We start from the raw sequence: 26,294 nt of genomic DNA, 5'->3' as shown, positions 1-26,294 counted from the left end.
GTCGCCGGCGAGCTCGTTCCACGGCCCCTGGCGCTGTGCCCGCCCGGTGTGGAGGCCCTGAGCGGTGCCTCCGCCGAGGAAGGCGTCCAGCCGCTCGCGCAGGTCGGCGAGCGAGGGGGTCAGGACGGCGAGGCGCTCGTCCATCGCGACGCGGCCCACCTGCAGCGTGTAGGCGAGGTCCGGCAGGTCGGCTTCGCCGAGCCGACCCGAGTCGATCCAGTCGGCCAGCTGCCGGGCGCGGGCGCGCAGCATCTCGGGCTCCGGGGCGGACAGGACGACGGCCACGGGGTACGGCGTGCTCACCGGCGGTACGGTGCGCGGCACGTACTCCTCAAGGACGACGTGGGCGTTGACGCCGCCGAAGCCGAAGGAGCTGACCCCGGCCCGGCGCGGCAGCTCACGGCCCTCGGCGTCGCGCAGGGCGGACCAGGGCTGCTGTTCGCGTACGAGGTGGAACGGGCTGCCGTCGAGGTCGATGTACGGGTTGACGGTGTCACAGTGCAGGCTCTTGGCGAGCGTGCGGTGCCGCATCTGGAGCAGCACCTTGATCACGCCGGCGACGCCCGCCGCGAGTTCGAGGTGGCCGATGTTGGCCTTCACCGAGCCGATACCACAGTGCGCCTCCTCGACCTCCGCACCCTGCTCCTCGTACAGCTCACGGAAGGCGGCCTTGAGCCCATTGATCTCCACCGGGTCACCGAGCTTGGTACCGGTGCCATGGGCCTCGATGTAGCCCACGGTCCGGGGGTCGATGCCCGCGGCGCGGTAGGCGCGGTGGATCAGGGCGGCCTGGGCCTTGGGGTTGGGCGCGGTCAGGGAGTTGGAGCGGCCGCCGTGGTTCTCGGCCGTCGAACGGATCAGGCCGTAGATGTGGTCACCGTCGCGCTCGGCCGCCGACAGGCTCTTGAGCACCAGCATGCCCACGCCCTCACCACGGGCATAGCCGTCCGCACGATCGGAGAAGGTCTTGCAGCGGCCCTCGACGCTGAGCATCCCGGACTTGCTGAAGCTGATATGGCCGTCGGGGATCACCATGGTGTTGATGCCGCCGACAACGGCCATGTCGCACTCGCCGCGTTCGATCGAGACGACGCCACGGTGCATGGCGACCAGGGAACTCGAACAGGCGGTCTCGATCGGCTCGCTCGGCCCGTGCACGTCCAGGAAGTAGCTCATCCGGTTCGGGCCGACGGAGGGAACGCTCCCCGTGGGCGTGACGCTTTCGCCCCCGCCGCTGCTGCGGTCGGAGAGCAGGCCGTAGCCCGTGTCACTGGTGCCGACGAACAGGCCGAGGCTGCTCCCGGCCAGGGCGTCGGCGGCGTAGCCGGCGTCCTCCAGCGCCTTCCACACGTACAGCATCAGCAGGCGCTGCTGCGGGTCCATGTGGACGGCGTCCCTCGGGGCGATGCCGAAGAACAGCGGATCGAAGTCGGCGACACCGTCCATGAAGCCGCCCCACTTCACGTTGGTGCGGCCCGGTTCCTGCAAGGGGTCGCCGAACAGGGCGCGCCAGTCCCACCGGTCGGCGGGGACTTCCGCGATGCAGTCGCGGCCGTCGCGCAGGTTCCGCCAGAAGACGTCGAGGTCCTCGGCCTGGGGGAACCGGCCGCTCATGCCGACCACTGCGATGGGGTCGTCCCGCCGGTCGGCGGGCGCGGGGACGGGTACGGCCCGTGCGGGGACGGCCGCAGCCGCCACGGGCGTGCCGACGGGCTCCACGGCAGCGGGTTCCACTGCCAGGGGCTCCGCGGCGGCGCCGGGCGACGGCAGCCCCAGGCGGGCGGCCAGCGCAGGGCCGTACTCGTCGGTCAGGTGGGCGCCGAAGGCCTGGATCGTCGCGTGCTCGAACAGCACGGTGGGCGCAAGCTCCAGGCCCAGCGCGTCGTTCACCATGTTCACCAGCTGGGTGATGACGAGGGAGTCGAGCCCGTACTCGCTGAGGTCGACGTTCACGTCCAGGTCGTCCGTGGTGACCTTCAGCAGCTCGCAGACCTTCTCCACCACAACGGCGCAGACCCGCTCCGTCAGGGCCTCGGTCTCGGCGACGTCAGCCGGCCCTGCGGCCTGCGCCTGTACTTGTGCCTGCGCCTGCGCCTGCTTCCAGTCGCGGATGAGGCGGAGCGCTTCGTCCTGTCCCACCTGTCCCTCGCGTATGAGCCGGTGCAGGTCGTCCAGGGATGCGATGCGGGTGGTGCTCATGCCAGGCTCCTCTTGAATTCGTCCGCGCTCATCTCGCGCCGGCCAATGGCTTCGATCAGGTCCAGCAGGTGGGCGTCGTCGGACCCGGACGGCGGTTCGGGTGCGTGTGCGGCGGGCCGGGTGGGATCGCCGGCACCGGTGGGCTCGCTGCCGCCGAGCGTGCGGACGCTGAAGCCGCGGAGGCGTACGCACACCTCGCCGTCGTCGTCGCAGAGGTCGAGGTCGAGGCGGCGCACCGCGCCGACGTGGTCGTCCTCGGCGAAGCGGACGACCACCCAGCCGGTGTCCCGGACCGCCCGCAGCACCTCCAGCTCGGCCAGGGCGAACGGCAGTGCCGTACGCGGCGTGCCGGGGGCGTCGGCGAAGAGGCCGACCGTGGCTTGCAGGGCGGCGTCGAGCATGCCCGGGTTGAGTGCGTAGCCGCTCTCGCGGGACGCGGCGGCGGGCAGCCTCAGCCGCGCCACCGACTGCCGCGAGCCGGTGTGCAGGCGCTCGATGCCGCGCAGTGCCGGGCCGTAGGCCATGCCGATGCCGGTGAAGCGTGTGTAGCAGGTCTCGGCGTCGAACACGGGGCCGTCGCACTGCGCGCGCAGGGCCGCGAGGTCGAGCCGCTCGGCGGGGGCGGGGGTTACCCGCCGCAGCTGGCCGCGGCCGAAGGCGACGCGTTCGCCGTCCTCGTCCACCACGTACACCTCGTAGCTGAGGCCGCCGCCGGGCCGGGTGGTCAGCGCGGTGTGCACGTCGGCCGGCTGCTCGACGGTGAGCGGGCGCAGCCAGGACGCCAGCTTCAGCGACCAGGCGCGTTCGTCGCCGCCGGCCGCCTGGACCGCGGCGGCGCGCGCCATCTCCAGGTAGGCCACCGCCGGCAGTACCGGCACGGCGTCCGGGCGGCCGTCGGAGGCGGTGGGCCGGCGGCCGGGCCGCCAGCCGGAGACCGTCTCCATCGCCCGGGCTCGTACGCGGTGGTCGGTGAGGAAGAATTCGCGGCCGGTGAAGTGCGAGGTGTAGCGGTGCTCGTTCAGGTCCGACGTGTTCGTGTGCACCAGCGGGTGCAGTGCCGCCGGCTGCGTGCCGCTCGCGGGGCGCGTGGTGTCGACCCAGTAGCGCCGGAGCCGGAACGGGTAGGTCGGCAGGGCGATCCGGCGCGGGCGGCGCCCGGTGTGCAGGCGGTCCCAGTCGAAGGGGGCGCCGTTCACCCATGCCTGGAGCAGGCGGGCCCAGTCGTGCCGGCCCGCGGTGGCGTGGTCGTCGTGCGGGCCGAACCCGGCCGGCACGTCCGGCAGGTCGACGCCGCGCGGCACCGTGCCGCGGAAGACGTCGGCCGCGGGCTCGCCGCGCAGCCAGGAATCCAGTGCTTCCCTCAACTCGCCGGTCGTGCGGGCCAGGCACGCGAGCCGCTCGGTCATGTGTGTGCGTCCGGTCTGCGTGGTGTAGGCGATCGACGCCAGGTCGGTGTCGTCGTAGTCGCCGCGGCGCAGGACGTGCACCCAGCGCTCGGCGAGTTCGCACAGCACCTCGGGGTGGCTCGCCGACAGGACCACGGGGACCGGTGCGGTGGGCACCCGGTCCGGCTCGGGGGCGGGGCGCGGCACGTACTCCTCAAGGACGACGTGGGCGTTGACGCCGCCGAAGCCGAAGGAGCTCACTCCGGCCCGGCGCGGGAGCTCACGGCCCTCGGCGTCGCGCAGGGCGGACCAGGGCTGCTGTTCGCGTACGAGGTGGAACGGGCTGCCGTCGAGGTCGATGTACGGATTGACGGTGTCACAGTGCAGGCTCTTGACCAGGGTGCGGTGCCGCATCTGGAGCAGCACCTTGATCACGCCGGCGACGCCCGCCGCGAGTTCGAGGTGGCCGATGTTGGTCTTCACCGAGCCGATACCGCAGTGGGCCTCCTCGACCACCGCGCCGTGCTCCTCATACATTTCCCGGAAGGCGGCCTTGAGGCCGTTGATCTCGACCGGGTCGCCGAGCTTGGTGCCGGTGCCGTGGGCCTCGATGTAGCCGACCGTGCGCGGGTCGATCCCGGCCTTCCCGTAGGCCTCCCGCAGGAGGGCGGCCTGGGCCTTGGGGTTGGGCGCGGTCAGGGAACTGCCCCGGCCGCCGTGGTTCTCAGCCGTCGAGCGGATGAGGCCGTAGATGTGGTCACCGTCGCGCTCGGCCGCCGACAGGCTCTTGAGCACCAGCATGCCCACGCCCTCACCACGGGCATAGCCGTCCGCACGATCGGAGAAGGTCTTGCAGCGGCCTTCGGGACTCAGCATGCCTGCCTTGGAGATGCTGATGTGCCCGTCGACGCTGACCATGGTGTTGACGCCGCCGGCGATGGCCAGGTCCGACTGGCCGTCGCGGATGGCCTGGACGGCCCGGTGCAGGGCGACGAGCGCGCTCGAACAGGCCGTGTCGACGGGCTCGCTCGGACCGTGCAGGTCAAGGAAGTAGCTCATCCGGTTCGGGCCCATCGAGGGGGCCGCGCCGGTGATGTCGTATCCCTCAATCACCGGCGAGTACCGGGTGACGAGGGTGCTGTAGCCGGTGCTGGTGGTGCCGGCGATGAGGGCCGTGTTCGTGCCCGCGAGGGCACCCGCCGAGTACCCGGCGTCCTCCAGCGCCTTCCATACGTACATCAGCAGGAGCCGCTGCTGCGGATCCATCAGCTCCGCTTCCTTGGGGGAGATGTCGAAGAACAGCGGGTCGAAGTCGCCGACGCCGTCCATGAAGCCGCCGGACGTCACGTTTGAGGTGTTGGGCTCCTTGACGGGGTCGCCGTAGTGGGCGCGCCAGTCCCAGCGGTCCGCGGGGACCTCACGGGTACAGTCGCGGCCTTCGCTGAGGTTCTCCCAAAACGCGTCGAGGTCGTCGGCCATCGGGAAGCGACCGCTGATGCCGATGACGGCGATCGGCTCGTTCGCGGGCACATCCGTACCGGACGTGGTGGTCACGGCTATGGCGGGCTCCAGCGCGGCGGGGACCGCCGCGCGTGGTTCCTGCTGCTCCGCCGCGGTGGCGGCGACGCGGTCGGCGTGGTGGTCGATGAGGTGGTCGACGACCCCGTCCAGCGTGGGGTTCTCGAAGAACAGGGTCGGTACCAGCGAGAGCCCGAACTCGGCGTTGAGCGCGTTGGCGAAGCCGATGAACGAGAGGGAGTCGAAGCCGTAGCGGGTCATCTCGGCCGTGCCGGTGATCCGCTCGGCGGGTACATCCAGCAGGTCGGACACGCGGGCGATCAGCTTCTTCAACAGCACCTTGTGCTGCTGCTCCCGGCCGGCCGTCGCAACGGGCGCGGCGGCGCTTTCGGGCCCGACCGCGCGCTCGGACGCGGGAGCCGGCGGGACCGTCCCGAAGCGATCGGGGTGGTTGTCGAGCAGATGGTCCACGACATCTCCCAGGGTCAGGTGTTCGGGGAACGGCTTGGGAACGGGCGGTAGCCCGAACTCCGTGGTGAGGCGGGCGGCGAAGCCGGTGAGCGAGACCGGGTCGAACCCGTACTCGCTCAGCTCCACCGCGCCGTCGAGCTCCTGTGCCGGCACGCCCAGCTCGGCCGAGGCGTGGCCGAGGGCGCGGCCGAGGACCTTTGCGTGCAGGGCGGCGCGGTCGGGTGCGGTCACCACTGGTGCGGCGTCTGTGGCCGTGGGGGCGGCCAGGAGGGTGGCGTCGATGCGGGCGCGGTCGCCGAAAACGGCCAGGACGTGCGGGTCACCGGTGCCGTAGGCCCGTACCAGCGCCTCCACGCCCTGCGGAGCGCGCATCGGCACCATGCCGACGCTGTCGTGCAGACGGCTTGCGGTGGCGGCGTCGACCTTCATGCCGCCGTCGGCCCACAGAGGCCAGCCGACGACCAATGTGCGGCCGCGACGCTCGCCACTGGCCACCCGCTCGTGGCGGAGGCCGGCGTAGGCGTCCATGAAGGCGTTGGCCGCCGCGTAGTCGCCCTGGCCCTGATTGCCGTATGCCGACAGCGAGGAGAACCCGATGAAGCAGTCCAGGTCGAGGGCGGCGGTGGCTTCGTCGAGGTGGACGAAGCCGGCGACCTTGGCGGCGAGGACCTCCCGCAGCTCTTCGGCGCTCTTGCGGGCCAGGTAGCCGTCACGCACCACACCGGCGGTGTGGACGACGCCGTCGAGGCGGCCGTGCTCGGCGACGACGGTGTGCACGCAGGCGGTCACGGCGTCGCGCCGGGCGACGTCCAGCACCCGGTAACCGGCGGACGCTCCCAAGGCGCCCAGTTCGCGCAGGAGTTCACGCTGGGCGGGGCCTTCCGGCGAGCGCCCGCAGAGCACCAGGGCTGCTCCGGGGGCCTGCCGGGCGATCTCGCGGGCGAACAGTGCGCCGAGTCCGCCGGCTCCCCCGGTGAGGAGGTAGACGCCGCCGGCCTTCCACGGGCGGGCCGGCCGGGCGTCCTCGACGGCGGTCCACTGCGGCACCCGGCGCTGCCCGCCGGAGTACCGCACGGCCACGTCGTCGGGGCTCGCCGCGTCCCGGCGCAGGCGCTCGCACAGCGTCGCGGCGTCGACGGGCGTCTCCACCTCGACGAGCTGGGTCAGCAGCCTGGGGTGCTCCATGCGGGCCGTGCGCAGCAGGCCGCCCAGGCCCGCGAGGACCCGGTTCTCGTCGTCGGCGGGCACGACCACCTGCAGCAGGACCTGGTTGTCGCGGGTGGCCGGGACGAGCTGCTGGAGGCGGGCCAGCACCGCCTCGGCCTGGCCGGTGAAGCGCTGGGCCAGGTCGCCGTCGGCGGGCAGTGCGGTGCAGGGCACACCGAGCCCGTCCCGGACCGCCGCGGGGTCGGTCCCTGCGAGTCCGCCGAGCAGCACCTCGTGCCGCGCCGGCGGACGCGATGCCCGGGCGGGCTCGGCCGGGCGCCAGCCGGCGCGCATCAGGGTGAGTGTCGCGCCCCCGCTGTGCTCCCCGCCGGCGAGGTCGTCATCGGCGGACAGGATGCGTGTGGTGAACCCGAGCAGACGGACGCACACCTCGCCGTCGTCATCGCACAGTTCGATGTCGATACGGCGTACGGCTCCGCCGCGGTCGTCCGCCGCGGGCCGTACCACGACCCACCCAGCGGCCGGGCTGGGCGCGAGCAGCCGCACCTCCTCCAGGACGAAGGGCAGTGCCGCCGCCACGTTGTCGGTGTCCTCGGCCAGTGACAGGCCCAAGGTGGCCTGTACGGCGGCGTCGAGCATCGACGGGTGCAGATCCCAGCCGGCGCCGTCCCGGGCGGCCTGCGGCAGGCTCAGGTGTGCGACGGCGAGCCCGGCGCCGACGTGGATCCGCCGGATGCCTCGCATGGCCGGGCCGTAGCCGATGCCCATGCGCTCGAAGAGCCGGTAGCAGTCGTCATGTTCGAGAGTCCGCACGTCGCACTGGGCACGCAGCGCGGCGATGTCCAGACGCTCGGGTGACGGCGTCGCGCACCGTTCGATGCGTCCTTGCCCGTGGACCACGGGCTGTTGGCCTTCGGCCGCCGTGGTGATTTCGTAGGCGAAGGCACCGTCCTCGCACGGCCGCAGCGCGATCTCGACCGGGCTCGGCCCAGTGATCCGTGCGGGGCGCGACCAGACGACGTTGCGCAGGCGGGCGTTGGCGGGTTCGACGCCCTCGGCCCGGGCCGCCGCGTACGCCAGCTCCAGGTAGGCCACGCCGGGAAGCACCGGCACGTTGCGCACCCGGTGGTCGTCGAGGAAGAACTCACGGCCGGTCAGCTCGACGGCGAAGGACGGCGAGCCGGGATCCCGGTGCAGCCGGCGGCCTGCCAGCGGCGACGGGGCCGCAACGGGCACCGGGGCACTGGCCGGAGCGGGCGCCGGGGTCGCGGCGGAGGCCGCCGGACGTGATCCGGCCCAGTAGCGCTCGCCCGCGAACGGGTAGGCCGGCAGGGACACGATACGGAAGCCGCCGTCGCCGAAGAGCGGGGCGAAACGCAGATCCTGCCCCTGGGCGAAGAGCCCGGCCAGCTCGGTGAGGCCGTCGTGACGGTCGGGCTCGGCCATCAGACGGCCGGCGCGCGCGGCCTCGGCGGGGTCCTGGCGGCGGTGCCCGTCGGGCGCCTCACCGGTGACCACGCCGTCGGCCCGGCCGTCGCGCAGCCAGGTCCGCAGGGCGGCGACGAGCTGCTCGCGGTCCATTGCCACGCCCGCCCAGCGGTGGCTGCAGTGGCGGCGTCCGGTGGCCAGGGTGTAGGCCACGTCGCCCAGGTCCAGGTCCTCGTGGGCGAGGACGTGGTCCAACAGGCGCTCGGCCTGGGCGCGGCGGCCGGCGTCGTCCTGTGCCGACAGGACGATCAGCCAGGCCTGCCTGGGGCCGTGCCCAGCGGTCCGCACGGCAGGGGCCTGTTCGATCAGCGCGTGCGCGTTGGTGCCCGCGGCGCCGAACGAGCTGACGCCGGCGCGGCGCGGACCGTCGGCGGGTGCGGGCCACGGGCACAGTTGCGTGTTGACGTAGAAGGGGCTGCCCTCCAGCGTGATCGCCGGGTTGGCCCGGCGGAAGTGCAGCGACGGGGGTAGCTGCTCGTTCCTGAGCGCCAGCAGCACCTTGATGACGCCGGCCACGCCCGCGGCGAACTGGGTGTGCCCCAGGTTGGTCTTGACGGAGCCCAGGGCGCAGCCGCTCTCGGGCGCGTCGCCGAACGCGGCGCGCAGTGCCTCGAATTCGATGGGGTCGCCCAGTGGTGTGCCGGTCCCGTGCGCCTCGATCAGCTGGATGCCGGCGGGGTCGACGCCGGCGCGGTCGTGGACGCTGCGCAGGAGGCGTTCCTGCGATCCGGCGCTGGGCGCGGTGAGCCCGTTGGTGGTGCCGTCCTGGTTCATGCCGGAGCCGCGGATCACGCCGTAGACCTGGTCGCCGTCGCGCAGCGCGTCGGCGAGCCTCTTGAGCACGACCACACCGGCGCCCTCCCCCGGCACGAAGCCGTCGGCGCGCTCGTCGAAGGTGTGGCAGCGCCCGCGGGCGGACAGCATGTTCGCCCGCACAGCGGACCGGTAGAAGATCGGCGTGGACTGGACGAAGACCCCGCCGGCCAGCGCCATGGACGTGTTGCCCAGGCGGAGGTCCTGGCAGGCCTGGTGAATGGCCACCAGCGAACTGGAGCAGGCCGTGTCGACCGACAGCGCGGCGCCCTGCAGGTCGAGGAAGTAGGAGATCCGCGAGGCGATGACCGAGGAGATGTTGCCCCACAGTGTCTGCGGTGGCGCGTCGTCGCCGGTCAGCTGCTGGTAGTCGCTGGGCGAGCCGCCGACGTAGACGCCGCAGCCGCGGCCGTCGAGCCGTTCACCGGCGTAGCCCGCATCCTCCAGGGCGTGCCAGCACTCCTCCAGGAAGATGCGCTGCTGCGGGTCGGTGTAGGTGGCTTCCTTGCCGGACATGCGGAAGAACCAGGCGTCGAAGCGCTCGATGTCGTCGACGAAGCTTCCGTACTGGCGCGGGGCGCCCGCGCCCAGCTCCTTGGCCATGTCCCAGCGGGTGACCTCGCCGACCAGGTCGTCGCCCGCGGCGAGGTGTGCCCACAGGGCGGCGGCGTCGGGTGACTGCGCGAACCGGGCGGCGATCCCCACCACGGCGATGCCGTCGTCGGCGGAATCGTCCGCAGGGGCCGCGGGGGCGTGAGCGGGGACGGCGGAGGCGACGGGAGCAACAGGGGCGGCGGACGGAGCCTCGGCGGCGGGCCCGTGGTCGTCCTGCGCCGCGGCCCCTGCGGCCTCGGCCGCCGGCTCGCGCAGGGCGCCGGCGGCCCGCAACTGCGGCCCGTACCGGGCGACCAGGTGGTCCGTCAGCCGGTCGAGCGAGCTGTGTTCGAACAGTGCGGTGCTCGGCAGATCGACGGCGAAGGCGTGGTTGACCGCGGCGACGAGCTTGACGCTGAGGATCGAGTCCACGCCGTAGTCGGAGAAGGACGCCTGCGGGTCGATCTCGTCGGGCGCCATCATGAGCACGCGGGAGAGCTCGGCCAGCAGGAGTTCACCTGCCAGGTACCGCACGGTCGCCTGGTCGGTGTCCGGTATCCGCTGCGCGGGGGTCGGTTGGGCGGGCGCGGTCTCGGGTGTCGGGGTGGCGGCAGGGCCGTGCGCGGTCTCCGCTGCCCGGTGGCGCCGGCTCGGAGCGGCGGCCGCCGGCCAGTAGCTCTTGCGCTGGAACGGGTAGGTGGGCAGCGGCGTGCGGCGTACGTCGAGGCCGGAGAACAGCGGCGCGAAGTCGACCGCCTCGCCGTTCAGGTACCGGGTCCGGGCCCGCTGCGGCGCGTTGTCGCTGCGCCGGCCGGCGGTGTCGCTCCGCCCGTCGGCCAGCCAGGCCTCCAGCCGGTGCCCGAGCGTGTCGCGGTCGGCGGCGACGAAGGCCGCACGGTGGGTGAAGTGGTCCCGGCCGGTCGCCAGCGTGTAACTGACGTCGCCCAGTGGGGCGTCGGGGGTGCGGCGCAGGTACGCCAGGAGGTCCTCGGCGCGGCGGCGCAGCGCCTCGGGCTGCTGGGCGGACAGGACGAACAGGAGCTCGCCCGCCGCCTGCCGGCGCCCGTCCCGGGCCGGCGCGTTCTCCACGACCATGTGGCCATTGGTGCCGCTGAAGCCGAACGCGCTCAGGGCGGCGACGCGCTTGCCCTGGCCGTTGGGCTGCCACGGCCGCAGCGTGGTGTTCACGTGGAAGGGGCTTTCGGTGAGTCGGATCGCGGGGTTGGTCTCGTGGTGGTGGAGGGACGGCGGGATCTGACCGTGGCGCAGGGAGAGCACGACCTTGAGCAGGCTCGCCACGCCCGCGGCGGAGGTGGTGTGACCGAGGTTCGTCTTGATCGAGCCGAGTGCGCAGGTGTCGCGGCCGCCGGCCGTGCCGAACGCGCCGACCAGGGCCTGGCATTCGATGGGGTCGCCGAGCTGGGTGCCGGTGCCGTGCGCCTCGACCATGCCGATCTCGGCCGGGTCGATGCCGAATTCGGCGTGCACCTGGCGGATGAGGCGCTCCTGCGACAGGGCGCTGGGGGCGGTGATGCCGTTGGTCGCACCGTCCTGGTTGACGGCGGAGCCGCGGATCACGGCGTGGATGTGGTCGCCGTCGGCCAGTGCGTCGGACAGGCGGCGGAGCACCACGACGCCCACGCCCTCGCCGGGTACGAATCCGTCGGCGGCCGCGTCGAAGGTGTGGCATTTGCCGGTGGGCGAGAGCATCCCGCCGCGGCCGGCCGCCAGGTAGGTGTCCGGGGTGGTCTGGACACTGACGCCGCCGGCGATGGCCATTTCGGTTTCGCCGCTCCACAGGCCCTGGCAGGCGAGGTGGATGGCGACCAGTGAGCTGGAGCAGGCGGTGTCGACCGCGATGGCGGGGCCCTGGAGGTTCAGGTGGTAGGCGATGCGCGCCGGTACGACCGAGGGAGCGTTGCCCCATGCCGCCTGGGCGGGCGGCGCGTCCTCGAACCACTGGGGGTAGTCGCCGCCGGTGCAGCCGGCGTAGACGCCGCACCGGCGGCCGTCCAGCGAGGCGCCCGCGTAGCCGGCATCCTCGATGGCCGTCCACGCCTGTTCGAGGAACAGCCGCTGCTGGGGGTCGGTGTAGGTGGCTTCGAGGCCGGTCAGGTTGAAGAAGCGTGCGTCGAACCGGTCGATGCCGTCGAGGAAACTGCCCGCACGGCAGGACAGTTCGTCCTGGCTGTAGCCGGAGAGATCCCACCGTTCGACCGGGCCGACGAGGTCGCGGCCGGCGGCGAGGTGCTGCCAGAGGGCGTCGGTGTCGTCCGACTGCGCGAAGCGGCCGCTGATCCCGACGATGGCGATGGGCTCGCGCCCTGCGGGGTGGTGCGGTGCTCCGGCCGTGTCCGCTGCGGGGAGCGGAGCCGGTGCCGGTGCCGCTCCAGGGCGTGCCGGCGCGGCGGGGGCCACCAAGTGCGGCCGGTGACTCTCGGCGATGTGGGCGGCGAGCTGCTCCACGCTGCGGTAGTCGAAGATGGCCGTGGTCAACAGGTCGGTCCCCAGCTCCTCATTGAGGCGCTGGACGAACCGGACGCCGACGATGGAGTCGAGGCCGTAGTCGGCGAACGCCTGGTCCGGTTGGATCCGGTCGGCGGGCATCCGCAGCGCGTCCGCGAGCTCGGCCAGGACCACGTCCCTCACGGTCCGGGCCGCAGCGGAGGCGGAGGCCGGAACGGCGGGCTCCGCCGGCGACTGGGGCGGCGGGCCGCTCGCCCCGGGCCCTGCGGGGAGCAGGCGCGGGCTGCGGGCGAGACCGTCGCTGTGGGCCACCACGACCTGCTGCCCGAGCGCCAGGGCGTCACGCGCCGGATGGCGGACGCCGGTGAAGCCCTCCTGCTCCAGGACGAGTTGCCAGGCCGCCGGCGACAGCGCGGGGCTGCCGGGCACCCGCAGTTCGGCGTCGTCGTAGAGCCACCAGCCGTCGAGCAGGCCGAAGGTGAGGTGGTTGACGAGGTAGAAGCCGCTGATCTCGTTGAGGGCCAGCAGGCCGTTGCCTCTCAGCAGTGCCTTGGCGTGCCGCAGAGCGGGGCGGACGGCGTCGGTGGCGTGCAGCACGTTGGCCGCGATGACGACGTCGAAGGCACCGGTGTCGAGCCCCTGGGCGTGCGGGGGCCGGGCCGCGTCGAAGAGGCGGTACGTGAGGTGGTCGCGGCCCGGCCCGAAGGTGTCCTGGGCGCTGTGCAGGAAGGCCTGGGACAGGTCGGTGAAGCAGTACTCGGCCAGGTCGAGCCCTTCGCGGGCGAGCAGGTCGAGTACGGGGCCGGTGGTTCCGCCGGTGCCTGCGCCGATCTCCAGCACGCGCAGGCGGGCGCCCGGATCGGCGTCCCGGCGAGCGCGCAGGAAGGCCGCCACGTGTTCGGCGAGGACGGCGTTGAAGTGCGCGGCCACGCGGTTGTCGCGGTAGACGCCTTCGACGAGGGAGAACGCTCCCCGGGGGAACAGCACGTCGGTGGCGCGCACCCGGCCGCACAGGACGTCGGTGAGCGCGGGCAGGGTCTGGTCCAGCAGGTTCAGCGGTGCCCGCAGATCGGGGTTGGCGGCGGCCCATCGGGGCGTCTGCGCGGCCCAGTCGGCGCGGCAGGCGTCGGCGTCCTGGGCGGCGGGGCTGCCGGTGTTCCAGCGGCCCTGGTCGTCGATCATTCCGTGCTCGGCGAGTGCGCGCAGGGTGGCCGAGAGCCAGCCGTCGAAACGTGCGTCGACGCCCTGCCGCTCCTTCCACTCGGCCAGGCCGTGGCGCGGCTCCTCCAGACCCGCCCGGCGCAGCTCGGCGGCGAGGCGGCGGAGCAGCAACGCGTCGATCTCGCCCGGGACCGGGCCCGCGTGGTACGCGGCCAGGCCGGTGGGCAGGGCGAGAGGCGCGGCGCCGTCGCGGGCCGCCGCACCGTGCGCCTGCGGGGTCAGCGTCTCTGCGGTGAGCACCCCCTCGACGGGCAGCGGGCGGCCGAGGCGCATGAAGCCGATCTGGTGGAGCGGGCCGGCCAGGAGGCGCTCCAGTGCGCCCATCGCCGTGACTGGGTCGATCGGGGCCAGTCCCATGGACGTCACGTCGCGCAGGAGCTCGTCGGGGACGTTGCCCCAGTAGCCCCAGTTGACGACCTTGACCCGGCAGTCCAGCGCCTCGCGCAGGGCGTCGGCGCGCGCGTCCTCGAAGGCGCAGGCCGCCGAGTAGTGCGCCTGGTGGGAGTTGCGGATGAAGCTCACCAGCGAGGAGATCAGCAGGATGAAGTCCAGGCCTCGGCCGGCGAAGACGTCGGCGAAGTGCACGCACGGGTCGACCTTGGCTGCGAGGGTGGCTTCCAGCTCGCGCTCGGTCATCCGGGCGAGCGGCGTGTGGCTGAACACCATCGCCAGGTGCACCACGCCGTCGATGCGGCCGTAGCGGCGGTGGACCTCGTCCCGCATGCGGGCGAGCGCGGCGGGGTCGGCGGCGTCGGCGGACAGGTAGACGGGGGACCGCCCGCCCGCTGCGGCCTGGGTCGCCTTGGCCCGGATGTCCTCGTCCTCGGCGCGGCGGCCGACCCATACGACGTGGGCGTCGTGTTGCCGTACGAGGTACTCGCTGAGCAGCACACCGAGGTCGCCCGCGCCGCCGATGAGCACGTAGACGCCGTTGCGGCGCAGCACGGGCTCGGCGGGCGGCTCGGTGGCGTCCACCGGCAGGAGCTGGCGGCGCAGCCACTGGCCGCCGCGGCGGGCGAGCGGGTGCGCGCGGCGGTCGGCGGGCAGGGCGAAGACCTCGTCGGCGACGAACGGTTCACCGTCGGCCAGGTCGATGGCGCGGATGCGCCAGTGCGGCTGTTCCTTGGCCAGGCCGCCGATCAGACCGTGCAGGCTCGCCTGCGCCGGGTCGGCGGCCCGGGAGCTGTCTGCGTAGAACGCGCCGCTGGTCACGAGGGTGAGTCCGAGCCGCTGCTCGTCCCGGGTGAGGGCCAGTGCCTTCAGGACGCGGAACATGCGCCGGATCGCCGCGCGTTGGGCGCTGATCTGCGCCTCGGCGCCGTGGGCGGCGGCCGCGGTCGGGAACTGCAGGACGACGTGGTCGAAGTCGCCCAGGAGGGCGAGTTCGTCACGGACCTCTTCGGCGGATGACGCGCCGGTGTCCAGCACCACGGTCCCCGGGCGGCGGGCGGTCAGCTCCGTGAGGACGTCCGGTTCGAGGCCGATCGCCACCACACGGGAGGCCGCGGACGGGTAGGGGCTGCCGCGCAGCAGCCGGGCGGGCTCCCAGACAGGGTGCAGGGTGAGGTCGCCTGCGGGGAGCTCGTAGGAGTGGGCCGGATGCGCGGGCGGGGCCGGCACGGCGGGCGTCGTCGCAGGCCCTGCCTCCACGGCGGGGCGCGGAACGGCGTCCCCGAACGCGCCTGGGGTTTCCGCGAGTTCCGGCAGTCCGTCGGTGTACCAGTAGCGCTCCCGGGCGAACGGGTAGCCGGGCAGAGCGACCTTGCGCGGCCTCGGTCCCCCGGTGTGGAGGCGGGCCCAGTGGACTGCCAGGCCGTTGGTCCAGGCCTCGGCCAGCGGCGCCGACTTCCCGCGCCGTGCCCAGCGCACGACCGTCTCCTGGAAGTCCGCGTCGGTGAGGAAGTCCTTGACCGCGCCGCCCCGGTCGCCGCCGGGGCTGAGGTACGCGCCCGCGGGCAGCCGGCTGCCGAGTGCGCAGGCGTCCAGCGCCTCGACCAGGGCGGGCAGCGCGCTGACGACCACGGCGAACCGTGCGGTCATCGCGTCGCGGCCGACCTGCAGCGTGTAGGCGATGTCGGGCAGGTCCGCGCTGCTCCAGCGCTCCGTCCGCAGGGCGTCGCGCAGCCGGCCGGCCGACTCGCGCAGGCGCTCTTCGTCGAAGGCGGACAGCACCACGACGACGGGTTCGCCACGGTGCGCGGACGCGTCGGGCGCGAGGTCCTTCCCGGCGTGCTCCTCGACGTATTCGTCGACGTACTCCTCGACCACGAGGTGGGCGTTGGAGCCGCCCGCGCCGAACGAGGAGAGACCGCCGAGGCGCGGGCGTCCGCCGGTCCGCGGCCACGGCGCGGCCTCGCGCTGCAGCACGAAGGGGCTGTCGGCGAAGTCGATTTCGGGGTTGACGCGTTCGGCGTGCAGGGACGGCACGAGCGTGCCGTGCCGCATCTGCAGCAGCAGCTTGGCGAGGCCCGCGATGCCCGCCGCGGACTCCAGGTGGCCGATGTTCGACTTCGCCGAGCCGATGGCGCAGAAGTTCCGTGCGTCGGTGAACTCGGCGAAGGCCGCATTGAGCCCGGCGATCTCGATCGGGTCGCCCAGCGAGGTGCCGGTGCCGTGCGCCTCGATGCAGCCGATGTCCCGGGGGTCCACTCCGGCCCGGCGCCAGGCGCTGCGGATGACCGACGCCTGCGCGAGCGGGTTCGGCACGGTGAATCCGTGCGTGTGGCCGCCGTGGTTCACGGCGGTGCCGCGGATCACGCCGAGGATGCGGTCGCCGTCGGCGACGGCGTCGGCGAGCGGGCGCAGCAGCACCGCGCCGACGCCCTCGCCGGGCACGTAGCCGTCGCCGCCCTCGCCGAAGCTGCGGCAGCGGCCGTCGCTGGAGGCGAACTGGCCCTCGCCGATCATCAGGTACTTGCCCGGGTGCACCGACAGGTTGACCCCACCGGCCAGGGCGACACCGCACTCCCCGCGCTGGAGGGCGGCGCAGGCGAGGTGGATCGCGGACAGCGCCGAGGCGCACATGGTGTCGACGGTGGCGCTGGGGCCGCTCGCGTCGAGGAAGTACGAGACGCGGTTGGCGATCGACGCCAGGCTCCCCGGCACGACGACCGGCTCGCCGCGCACGCCGTACTCGGCGCCGTAGAGCTGGTACTCGGAGTACATCGCGCCGACGAACACCCCGATGTCGCCGGCGTCCTCGGCCACCCGGGTGCGGGCGGCGGCGCGCAGGGCGCCGCGCGAGTAGCCGGCGTCCTCCAGCGTGGCGTGGGCGCACTGCAGGAACAGCCGCTCCTGCGGGTCCATCATGGACGCCGCCTTGGGCGAGATGCCGAAGAACAGCGGGTCGAACTCGTCGATCCCGTCGAGGAAGCCGCCCCACTTGCTGTACGTCCTGCCGGGCACGCCGCGACGCGGGTCGTAGTAGCGGCTGTGGTCCCAGCGCCCGGCCGGGATCTCGGTGATGCTGTCCCGGCCGGCGAGCAGGTTCTCCCAGAAGGTGTCCAGGTCGGGTGCGCCGGGGTAGCGGCCGGCCATGCCGACGATCGCGATGGCCATGCCCTGCTCGGCGCGGGGCGCCTCGGCCGCCGGCGTGGTGGCGAGGACGGGGGCCGGGGTGCCGGCCGGCTCCGGCACGGCGGCGGGCTCCGGCTCACGGGCCGTCCGCGGCTGATCCGTGGACTCCGGCCCGTCGGCCGGCGCGAGCCGCCCGTCGGTGGACGCTGCCGTCCCGCCACTCAGACCGACCAGCGCGGCGAGCGCGTCGGGCTGGGTGCGGAGGAAGTGCCGGACGAGGCCGTCGACCGTCCGTACCTCGAAGAACAGCGTGCTGCCGACGTTGTCGAGCCCCTTGCGGACCGCTTCCGTCAGCTGGACGACCAGGATCGAGTCGATGCCGTAGCGGTCGAAGGACACGTCGGCGCGGATGTCGGCGAGCGGCAGCCGCAGCGTTTCCGCGACGAGACCGCGGAAGTAGTCGCGGGCCAGGTGCGCCAGGAGCTCCTCACGGTCGCCGCCGTCGGCGGCGGCCGGGGCCGCGTCCGGCTGCGGCGCGGCGGGCTCTTCCGGCTCCGCGGCCCGCACCGGCCGGGCCTCGGGGAGGGTGCCGCGGAAGGCGGACTCCCCGTCCGGGCGCGGCTGGCGGATCGCGCCGTCGCTCTCGGCGACGATCACCTGCTGGCCGAGGTCGTCGGCGCCCGGGGCGGCGACGAACGCCGCGCGGAAGCCGACCTCGCCGAGGACCCGCTGCCAGCTCTCCGGCGCCAGGCCGGGGGAACCGGGGATACGCGGCGCCGGGTCGTCGTAGAGCCACCAGCCGTCCAGGAGGCCGAACGTGAGGTGGCTGAAGAGGATGTTGTCGCTGAGCTCGTTGAGCAGCAGCAGGGCGTTGGGGCGCGCGGCGGCCTTGGCGTTGCGCAGCGTCCTGCGGATGTTGCGGGTCGCGTGCAGCACGTTGGTGGCAATCACGACGTCGTACTCGCCGGGGGCCACCTCCTGGCCTGCCAGCGGCTTCTCGGCGTTGAAGAGCCGTGCGTCCAGGTACGGGGCGATCTCGCCGTACTCCCGCTGCGCGTGCAGCAGGAACGCCTTGGAGATGTCGGTGTAGCTGTACCTCTCGATGTGCCCGGCCCACGGCCGCAGCCTGCGGAAGACCGTGGCACTGGTGCCGCCGGTGCCGGCGCCGATCTCCAGGATGCGCAAGCGCGCTGACGGGTCGTCCGCCAGCCTCCGTTCGAGGTAGGCGACGAGGGTGTCGGCGAGCACGTCGTTGAAGTAGTCGGCGACGGGGTTGTTCTTGTACACGCCCTCGACGAGTTCGAGCGAGGCGTTCGGGAACATCACGTCGGTGGCCGGACGGCGGCCGGTGAGGATGCCGGTCAGGGCGCGCAGCGTCGTATCGACGAGGATCGCCTGGGGTCGTTTGGCGTCGTCGGCCAGCCACTGCCGGCGTGCCCGGTCCCAGTCGGCCCAGGCGTCGTCGAGGGTTCCGGTACGGGTGTCGAGGGCCGCGTACGTGTCCTCGCCTTCGGGGCGCAGGTGGCCTGCGTCGGCGAGTGCGGCGAGGGTGTGCTCGGTCCAGCGCGCGTAGCGGTCCTCGATGCCGCCGACGGCGCGCCATTCGGCGGCGGTGGCCGCGCGGCCGTCGCGGAACAGGCCCAGGGACTGCAGCAGCGCCCAGGTGATGCGGACGAGCGCGTCCTGCATGGCTCCGGCGTGCCCGCCCGCTTTCTCGCGCAGCCGCGCGATCTCGGCGCGGCGGTCGGGGCGGTCCTCGCCCAGCGCGCCGATCAGGGACGGGGTGGTGACGGCCGGGTGCGTGAGGGCGTCGTCGTCGTGGAGGCCGTCGATGCTGCGGGTGTCGGTGGCCTTGAGGAGTGCGAGCTGCGGGTACGGGGAGGCCAGCAGCGCGTCGAAGGCGGCCATGCCCTCGTCCGGTTCGATCGAGCCCAGGCCCAGCTGTGCCATGCGCTGCCGGTAGCCGTCGGCGGTGACGACGCCGACGCCGGCCCAGTAACCCCAGTTCATGACCTTGACCGGGCAGTCGAGCCGGGTGGACAGGTGCTCGGCGAAGGCGTCGGCGAAGGTGCAGCCCGCCGCGTAGTTGGCCTGGCCGGGGGCCTTGAAGAAGGCTTGCATGGAGGAGAAGAACGCGACGAAGGCCAGCGGCTGGCCGGCGAAGGCGTCGGCCAGGTTCACGGCGATGTCGGCCTTGGCGGCGTAGGTCGTGCGGAACCGGTCCTCGTCCATCCGGGCGAGGGTCTGGTCGCCGAGGACGATCGCGGTGTGCAGGACGCCGCGCACGGGACCGTGCCGCCGCACGATCTCGTCGCAGGCGCGGCGCAGGGCGTCGCGGTCGGTCGCATCGGCCTGTACGTAGTCCGGCTTGGGGCCGTGCGCCGCGAGGGCTTCCTGCTGGGCGGCGATGGCGGCGTCCAGCGGGCGGCGGCCGATCCAGACGACCCGGGAGCCGTGACGGCGCATCATGTGCTCGGTCCACACGGTGCCGATGCCGCCGGCGCCGCCGATGGCCACGATCACGCCGCCGGGCGCGCGCGGGACGGCCGCGACGCCGGGCCCGTGTGTTTCCAGCAGGCGCAGCTGGTACCACTCGCCGTGCCGGTGGGCCAGGGTCTCGCCGCGGGGGGCGGCGGGCAGGTCCCACAGAGCCGGCCAGGGCACGGGGGCGTCCGCCTCGACGTCAGCGACGCGGATCCGCCAGTGCGGGTACTCCTTGGCCAGGGTGCCGCCGAGGCCGTGCACTCCGGCGTGGGCGGGGTCGGCGCCGGTGTCGCCCGGCAGCAGGCGCGCCTGCCGGGTGACCAGGGTCAGGCCCAGTTCACGAGCGTCCGCACCGCCGGCCAGGAGCGCCTTGACCAGGCGGAAGACGGCGATGGTGGCGTCGTACCGCGCGGCGGCCGGGTCGCCGGTGGGGCCGGCCGGGGCGAGCCAGAAGACGTGCTCGGCGCCGGCGGGCAGCCGCGCGGCCAGCCGGTCGGCCGGCTCGTCGGCGCGGGCGTCCAGGACGGTGGCGTCCGGGTAGCGGCGGCGGAGCCCGTCCTGTTCCTCGGCGGTGCCGCCCAGCAGCACGACGCGGGTGTGCGGGTGGGGCCATGGCGCGGCGGGCGCGGCGGGCAGGGCGTCCCACACCGGTGCCAGCAGCGTCGCGCGCGGCGCCTCGCCGGGCGGGGCGGTCATCCGACGGAACGCGTAGCCGCGCAGGCTCGCGCAGAGCCGTCCGTCGTCGTCGTACACATCGATATCCGCTTTCGTCACGTCCCGGTCGGCCGAGGGGGCGTAGCCCTCGGTGTGGCGCAGGTGGGCCCACATGCGCTCGGTGGTGGGGGCGAAGAGGTCGGCGGCGTCCAGGGCGAAGGGCAGCGCGGGCGCGGCGCGTTGTTCGTCGAGCGTGCCGGTGGCGTCGCCGTAGAGGCCGACGACGGCCTGGACGGCGCTGTCGAGCATCGCGGGGTGCAGCGCGAACGCGCCGTCGCGGGCGCCGTCGGGCAGGACGAGCCGGGCCAGCACCTCGCCGTCACCGACGGCCAGGGTGTCGATGGCGCGCAGGCGGTCTCCGTGGCGGATGCCGACGGCGTCGAGGGCCGCACGGCACTGGCTCCGCGACAGGGTGCGGCGGCCGCAGCGGGCCCGCAGGGCCTCCAGCGGCGCGGGTGCGGGCGAGCCGGGCGTGGCGATCCGGCCCTGGGCGTGCACGGCGGAGCCGTCGCGCAGGACGCGGAAGGCATCGCCGTCCAGATCGACGCGCAGTTCGGCGCCGCCGTCCCCGACGGGGAACGGCTCCGGCCATACGACGTCGCGCAGGCCGACCGGCGCGAAGGAACTGCCGGTCACGGCACGGCGTGCGACCTCCAGCGAGAGCACGCCGGGCAGCACGGCCCGGCCGCCCACGTGGTGGTCGGCCAGGAAGAACTCCTCGCCGCCGAGCCGGAGGCGGTACGCGGCCTCGTCCGTGTCCTTGAGCCCCTGGCTTTCCTCGGTGTCGGTCGTGCCGGTCCAGTAGCGCTGCCGCTCGAACGGGTAGGTCGGCAGGGGCACCTGGCGGCGCGAGGCGGGCGCGAAGCTGTCGGCGAACCGGTCGGCCTCGCCCCGTACGTACGCTGCGGCCAGCGCGGCCGGGGCCAGGGCGCCCGCACCGCCGACGGGGCGGGGGTCCGCGGCGGTCTCTCCCTGTAGCACCGTGTCTCCGGCGGTGCCGGACAGCCAGGAGCGCAGGCGTGCCGCCAGGTCAGGCAGGCCGGCGGCGACGACGGCCAGCCGGTGCGCGAAGTGGCTGCGTCCGGCGGCCAGGCTGTAGGCGACGGCGTCGGCGGGCAGACCGGGTGCGCGGTCGAGGTGGGCCAGCAGCCGTTCGGCGACGGCGCGGAGGGCGGCCGGGGTGCGGGCCGACAGCAGGAAGGCGTGTTCCCCGCCTGCGTTGGTGGCCTGGGGGGCCGGGTGCTCCTCCAGGACGACGTGCGCGTTGGTGCCGCTGGCGCCGAAGGAGCTGACGGCCGCCCGGCGCGGGCCACGGGCGGGCGCCGTCCAGGGCTGCGGGGCGGTGGTGACGGTGAACGGGCTGTCGTCCAGCACGACGGCCCGGTTGGCCTCGTGGAAGTGGAGCGACGGCGGGATCTGCCGGTGCTCCAGGGCCAGGAGCGCCTTGATGACGCCCGCGATGCCGGCGGCGAACTGCGTGTGCCCGATGTTGGTCTTGATCGATCCCAGGACGGCGCTCCCGGCCGGGGCGCCCTCGAACGCGCGGGTGAGCGCGCGGAATTCGATCGGGTCGCCGAGCTGGGTACCCGTGCCGTGCGCCTCGACGAGCTGGATGCCGCCCGGCTCGATGCCGCTGCGGGCGTGGACGTCGCGCAGGAGCTGTTCCTGCGAGGCCGCGCTGGGGGCGGTGATGCCGTTGGTGGTGCCGTCCTGGTTGATGCCCGAGCCGCGGACGACGCCGTAGATGTGGTCGCCGTCGCGCCGGGCGTCGGCGAGCCGTTTGAGGACGACCGCGCCCGCGCCCTCGCCGGGGACGAAGCCGTCGGCGCGGGCATCGAAACTGTGGCAGCGGCCGCTGGGCGAGAGCATGCCCGCGCGCGTCGCCGACTCGTACAGACGCGGCGTGGTCTGGAGGAACACCCCGCCCGCAATCGCCATGTCGGCGTCGCCGCAGAGCAGGTCGCGGCAGGCCAGGTGCAGGGCGACGAGTGAGCTGGAGCAGGAGGTGTCGGTGGTGAGGGCAGGGCCCTTGAGGTCGAGGTGGTAGGCGATCCGGGAGGCGACGACCGAGCCCATGGTGCCCCACAGGGCCTGCGCCGGCGGCCGGGCGTCCAGCTGGTCGCGGTAGTCGCCGGCGTAGCAGCCGACGTAGACGCCGCAGTTGCGGTGGGTCAGGCGTTCGCCGGTGTAGCCGGCGTCCTCCAGGGCGTTCCAGCACTGTTCGAGGAAGAGGCGCTGCTGGGGGTCCATGGTGGTGGCCTCGACGCCGGAGATCGCGAAGAACACCGGGTCGAACTGGTCGATGCCGCGGACGAAACTGCCGGAGCGGCAGGTCACGTCCTGCCCGAGCGGCCAGCGGGTCACCGGTTCGACGAGGTCATGGCCGGCCATCAGGTGGTCCCAGAGGGCGCGCGGGTCCTCGGCGTCGGCGTAGCGGGCGGCCATCCCGACGACGGCGACGGCGTCATCGTCGGGCGCCGCGGCGGCGGCTACCGGGGAGATCTGCGCGTGCAGCGCGTCACCATAGGCACCGACGAGGAACGCGTGCAGGCGCTCGATGGTGCCGTGGTCGAACAGGTCGGTGGTCTCCAACGCGGTGCCAAGAGTCGTGTTGAGCGTGTGGACCAGGTTTACGCCGAGGATGGAGTCCAGGCCGTAGTCGGCGAAGGGGCGGCGGCGATCGATCTCGGCGACCGGCATTTGCAGGGCCTCGCCCAGTGCGTCGAGCAAGGTGCGCTCGACGTCGGCGGCACCGGCTGCCGTCGTGCGGGACAGGGCGGCCACCGGCGTCGTCGCCGGGCGCTCGCTGCCGACCGGGCCGAACCAGAACTGCCGTCCGGCGAAGGGGTAGGCGGGCAGGTGGACCCGTGAGGGCGTGTCCGCGCCACCGTGCAGGCAGGTCCAGTCGAGGGGCATGCCCTTGGCCCAGAAGGCGGCCAGGTCGTGCCAGTCGCCGCGGCTGATCCAGCGGGCGACGAGTTCGCGTAGTTCGTCCTTCTCCGCCAGAACGGCCAGGGTCTCGCCGGTGACCCTGACGCGGCCGCGGGACCACGGGCCCTCGGCCTCGGGGTCGGGATCGGCGAGGAAGGCGCCGAGCTGGTCGAGCCATTCCCCGGGTGTGTTCGCGACGAAGCACACCCGCTCGTCCATCTCCTCGCGGCCGGTCTGCAGGGTGGCCGCGACGGCGGGCAGGTCCACGGGGGCGCCGGAGCGGAGCAGGTCGGACAGTTGGCCGGCCCGTGCGTGCAGGTCCTCGGTGGTCCGGGCGGACAGCGGCAGCAGCACCGGCCGTGCGGACGGGGCGGGCGTGGCGGGTGCGGCCTTCGTGCCCCGGTACTCGGCGACGATGACGTGGGCGTTGGCGCCGCCCGCGCCGTACGAGGAGATGCCCGCCATGCGCGGACCGCCGTCCGCGGGCCGCGGCCACGGGGCCCCGCCGGTCTGCAGGGTGAACGGGGTGGCCGCCAAGTCGATGTCGGGGTTGGTCTGCTCGGCGTGCAGGGTGGGCGCGAACTCGCCGTGCTGCAGCTGCAGTACGGCCTTGGTCAGGCCCGCGATGCCCGCGGCGGCCTCCAGGTGGCCGATGTTCGACTTGACCGAGCCGAGGGCGCAGGCACCGCTGCCGGCGGCGTCGGGAGCGAAGGCCTGGGTCAGACCGTCGATCTCGACGGGGTCGCCGAGCCGGGTGCCGGTGCCGTGCGCCTCGAGGTAGCCGATGCCGGCCGCGGACACACCGGCGCGGTCCAGCGCGTCGCGGATCAGCGCGGCCTGTGCGCGCGGGTTGGGCACGGTGTAGCCGTTCGTGCGCCCGCCATGGTTGATGGCGGAGCCGACGATCACCGCGTGGATGGGGTCTCCGTCGGCCTCGGCCGCGGACAGCGGCTTCAGCAGCACCGCGCCGACGCCCTCGCCGGGCAGGAACCCGTCGCCGCCCGCGCCGAAGCTGCGGCAGTGCCCGTCGCCGGCGAGCATCCGGGAGCGGCACAGCTCGACGTACGAGGAGGGGTGCAGGTAGAGGTTGACACCGCCGGCGATGGCCAGCTCGCACGCGCCGTGGCGCAGGTGCTCGCATGCCTCGTGGACCGCGGTCAGCGACGACGAGCACATGGTGTCGATCGGCATGCTCGGGCCGCGCAGGTCCAGCAGGTACGACACCCGGTTGGCCAGCGAGGCGAAGGACGTGCGCGGCGCGGGCGGCAGTCCGTCGGTCGTCGGCGGGCGGTGGCGGTCGAAGCCGGTCTTGGTGATCCCGGCGAAGACGCCGACGGAGGAACCGTGCTGCTCGGTGAGGCGCTGCCGTGTGTAGCCCGCGTCCTCCAGCACCGACCACGCGCTCTCGACGAACAGCCGTTCCTGCGGGTCCATGTCGGCGGCGTCGCGCGGCGCGATCCCGAAGAACGCGGCGTCGAAGCGAGCGAAGTCGTCGAGGAACGCACCCCACTTGCTGTAGCTGGCGCCCTGCTGCACGGCCCGCTGCGGGTCCGGTTCGTAGAAGCCGTCCAGCGACCAGCGCTCTGCGGGGATCTCACGGACGCTCTCGCGGCCCGCGCGCAGGTTTTCCCAGAACGCCTCCAGGGTCGGGGCGTCCGGGTAGCGCCCGCTCAGGCCGATGATGGCGATCGGCTCGTCCGCGCCGGCTGGACGCGGGTTCTTTGCCCCCCGGGCTCGGTGGCGCACCGGCGCGGCGGCCTTGGCGGCCTGCGCCGTGGCAGCTGCTCCGGTCCCCGCCGCGTCGTCCAGCCAGCGGCGGCAGCCGTCCGCGTGCTGCTGCGCCAGGTGGCCGGCCAGGTCGTTCAGCGTCGGATACTGGTAGAGCACCGTCTTGGGCAGGGCGCCGAACCACTGCGCGAACCGGCGGTTGAGCCGGGTCACGGCCAGCGAGTCGATGCCGAAGCCGTCGAGCGGTGCGGCGGCGTCCAGCCGGGCGGCGTCGAGCCGCACCGTCTCGGCGATCAGCTCCTTCAGCAGGGGCAGCACGCGTGCCCGCAGTTCCGCCGGCCCCGTCCGCTGCGTTTCCGTCTCCTGCGGACCTTCCTCGTCCACGCCGCTCTCCTCGTCCATGACCAGTAGGTGTGGTGTGCCGAGCGCCAGTGCGCCGTGCAGGGCTCGCAGTGCCGTGTCCGTTCCCAGGGGGCGCCCGAAGCGTGCGGTGAGCGCGGGCACGTCCTCGGCCGGGACGCTCATCCCGCCGTCCTGCCACAGCGGCCAGCCGATCGAGACGCTCATGCCGTGGCGCTCGCCCACGGCGGCCAGGCCGGCGCGGTAGGCCAGGTAGGCGTCGAGGAACCCGTTCGCGGCGGCGTAGCCGGCCTGCCCGGGGTTGCCGAGCGTCCCGGCGCCGGAGGAGAACGCCGCGAGGAAGTCCAGCGGCAGGCGGCGCGTGGCCTCGTCGAGGTTCACCAGCCCGGCGGCTTTCGGCGCCAGGACCCTCTGGGCATCCTGGTGGGACGTGCGGATCACGTAGTCGTCGCTGATCAGGCCCGCCGCGTGCACGACCCCGTCGATCCTTCCGTACGTGCGCACAAGGGAGTTGACGAGCTCCGTCACGGCGGCGACGTCGGTGACGTCCACCCGGTGGTACTCGGTCCCCGGGCCCGGCTGCCCCGGCACGAGGCCCGCCGCCGAGCGTCCGCACAGGACGACCCGGGCACCGGGGGCGTGCCGTGCGATGTCGGCGGCGACCAGCCGGCCGACGCCGCCCGCTCCCCCGCTGATCAGGTAGACGCCGTCGGCCTTCCACATCGGCGGGGCCGCCGCGTGCGGGGCCGCTCCCCAGGCGCGGACCTGGCGGCGGCCGCCGGTGTGGCGCACGTGGTCCGCCGCCTGCCCTGACTCCGCCCGCAGTACGTCGGCGAGTTCGTCACCCGGCGGCCACTGAGTGAACTCGATCAGCTGGCCGTGCAGCGCCGGGTCCTCCTGCGCGGCGGTGCGCAGCATGCCGAGCAGACCGGCGTAGCCATACGGAGTCCCCTCTTGGCACACGACCTGCACGGAACGGGGGCCGCCGGCCGGCTGGTTCAGCAGTCGTTGGAGCTCGCCGAGCAGCAGGGTCGCCGCGTGCTCGTAGGCGGCGGCGGGCCCGTCGTCCCGGCTTTCCACGCGGGCGACGGACACGCCGGGCAGGTGCCGGCGCAGGACGGTCACGTCGGCGTCGGGGGTGTCGCACAGCACGACCAGCCGCCGGGTTCCGGGGGCCGCGGTGCGCCCTGGCACCGGTTCGTCGCGCCATTCCGGCACTCGAAGGATGTTTTTGCTCAC

At 73.8% G+C, this 26,294-nt stretch carries 2 protein-coding genes (1 of these 2 running past the window's edge); both read right to left on the bottom strand.

Annotation, left to right across the window (positions count from 1 at the left end; all coding sequences use genetic code 11):
* Window positions 1–2,199: the 5' portion of an SDR family NAD(P)-dependent oxidoreductase gene (locus ACZ4S3_RS35665; protein WP_467942168.1), read on the bottom strand. Its footprint begins 3,783 nt before the window's first position; the window shows 2,199 of its 5,982 coding nt (coding positions 1–2,199); it begins with the start codon at window positions 2,197–2,199; the stop codon falls past the left edge of the window.
* On the bottom strand, window positions 2,196–26,294 hold the full coding sequence (locus ACZ4S3_RS35660; RefSeq protein ID WP_467942164.1) for an SDR family NAD(P)-dependent oxidoreductase: 24,099 nt from the start codon (window positions 26,292–26,294) through the stop codon (window positions 2,196–2,198). The genes ACZ4S3_RS35665 and ACZ4S3_RS35660 overlap by 4 nt, the downstream gene beginning before the upstream one ends.

The sequence above is a fragment of the Streptomyces sp. NPDC028368 genome, from assembly GCF_055565615.1.
The sequence above is the reverse complement of the archived record's forward strand: the minus strand, read 5'-3'. Positions and strand labels throughout refer to the sequence as shown.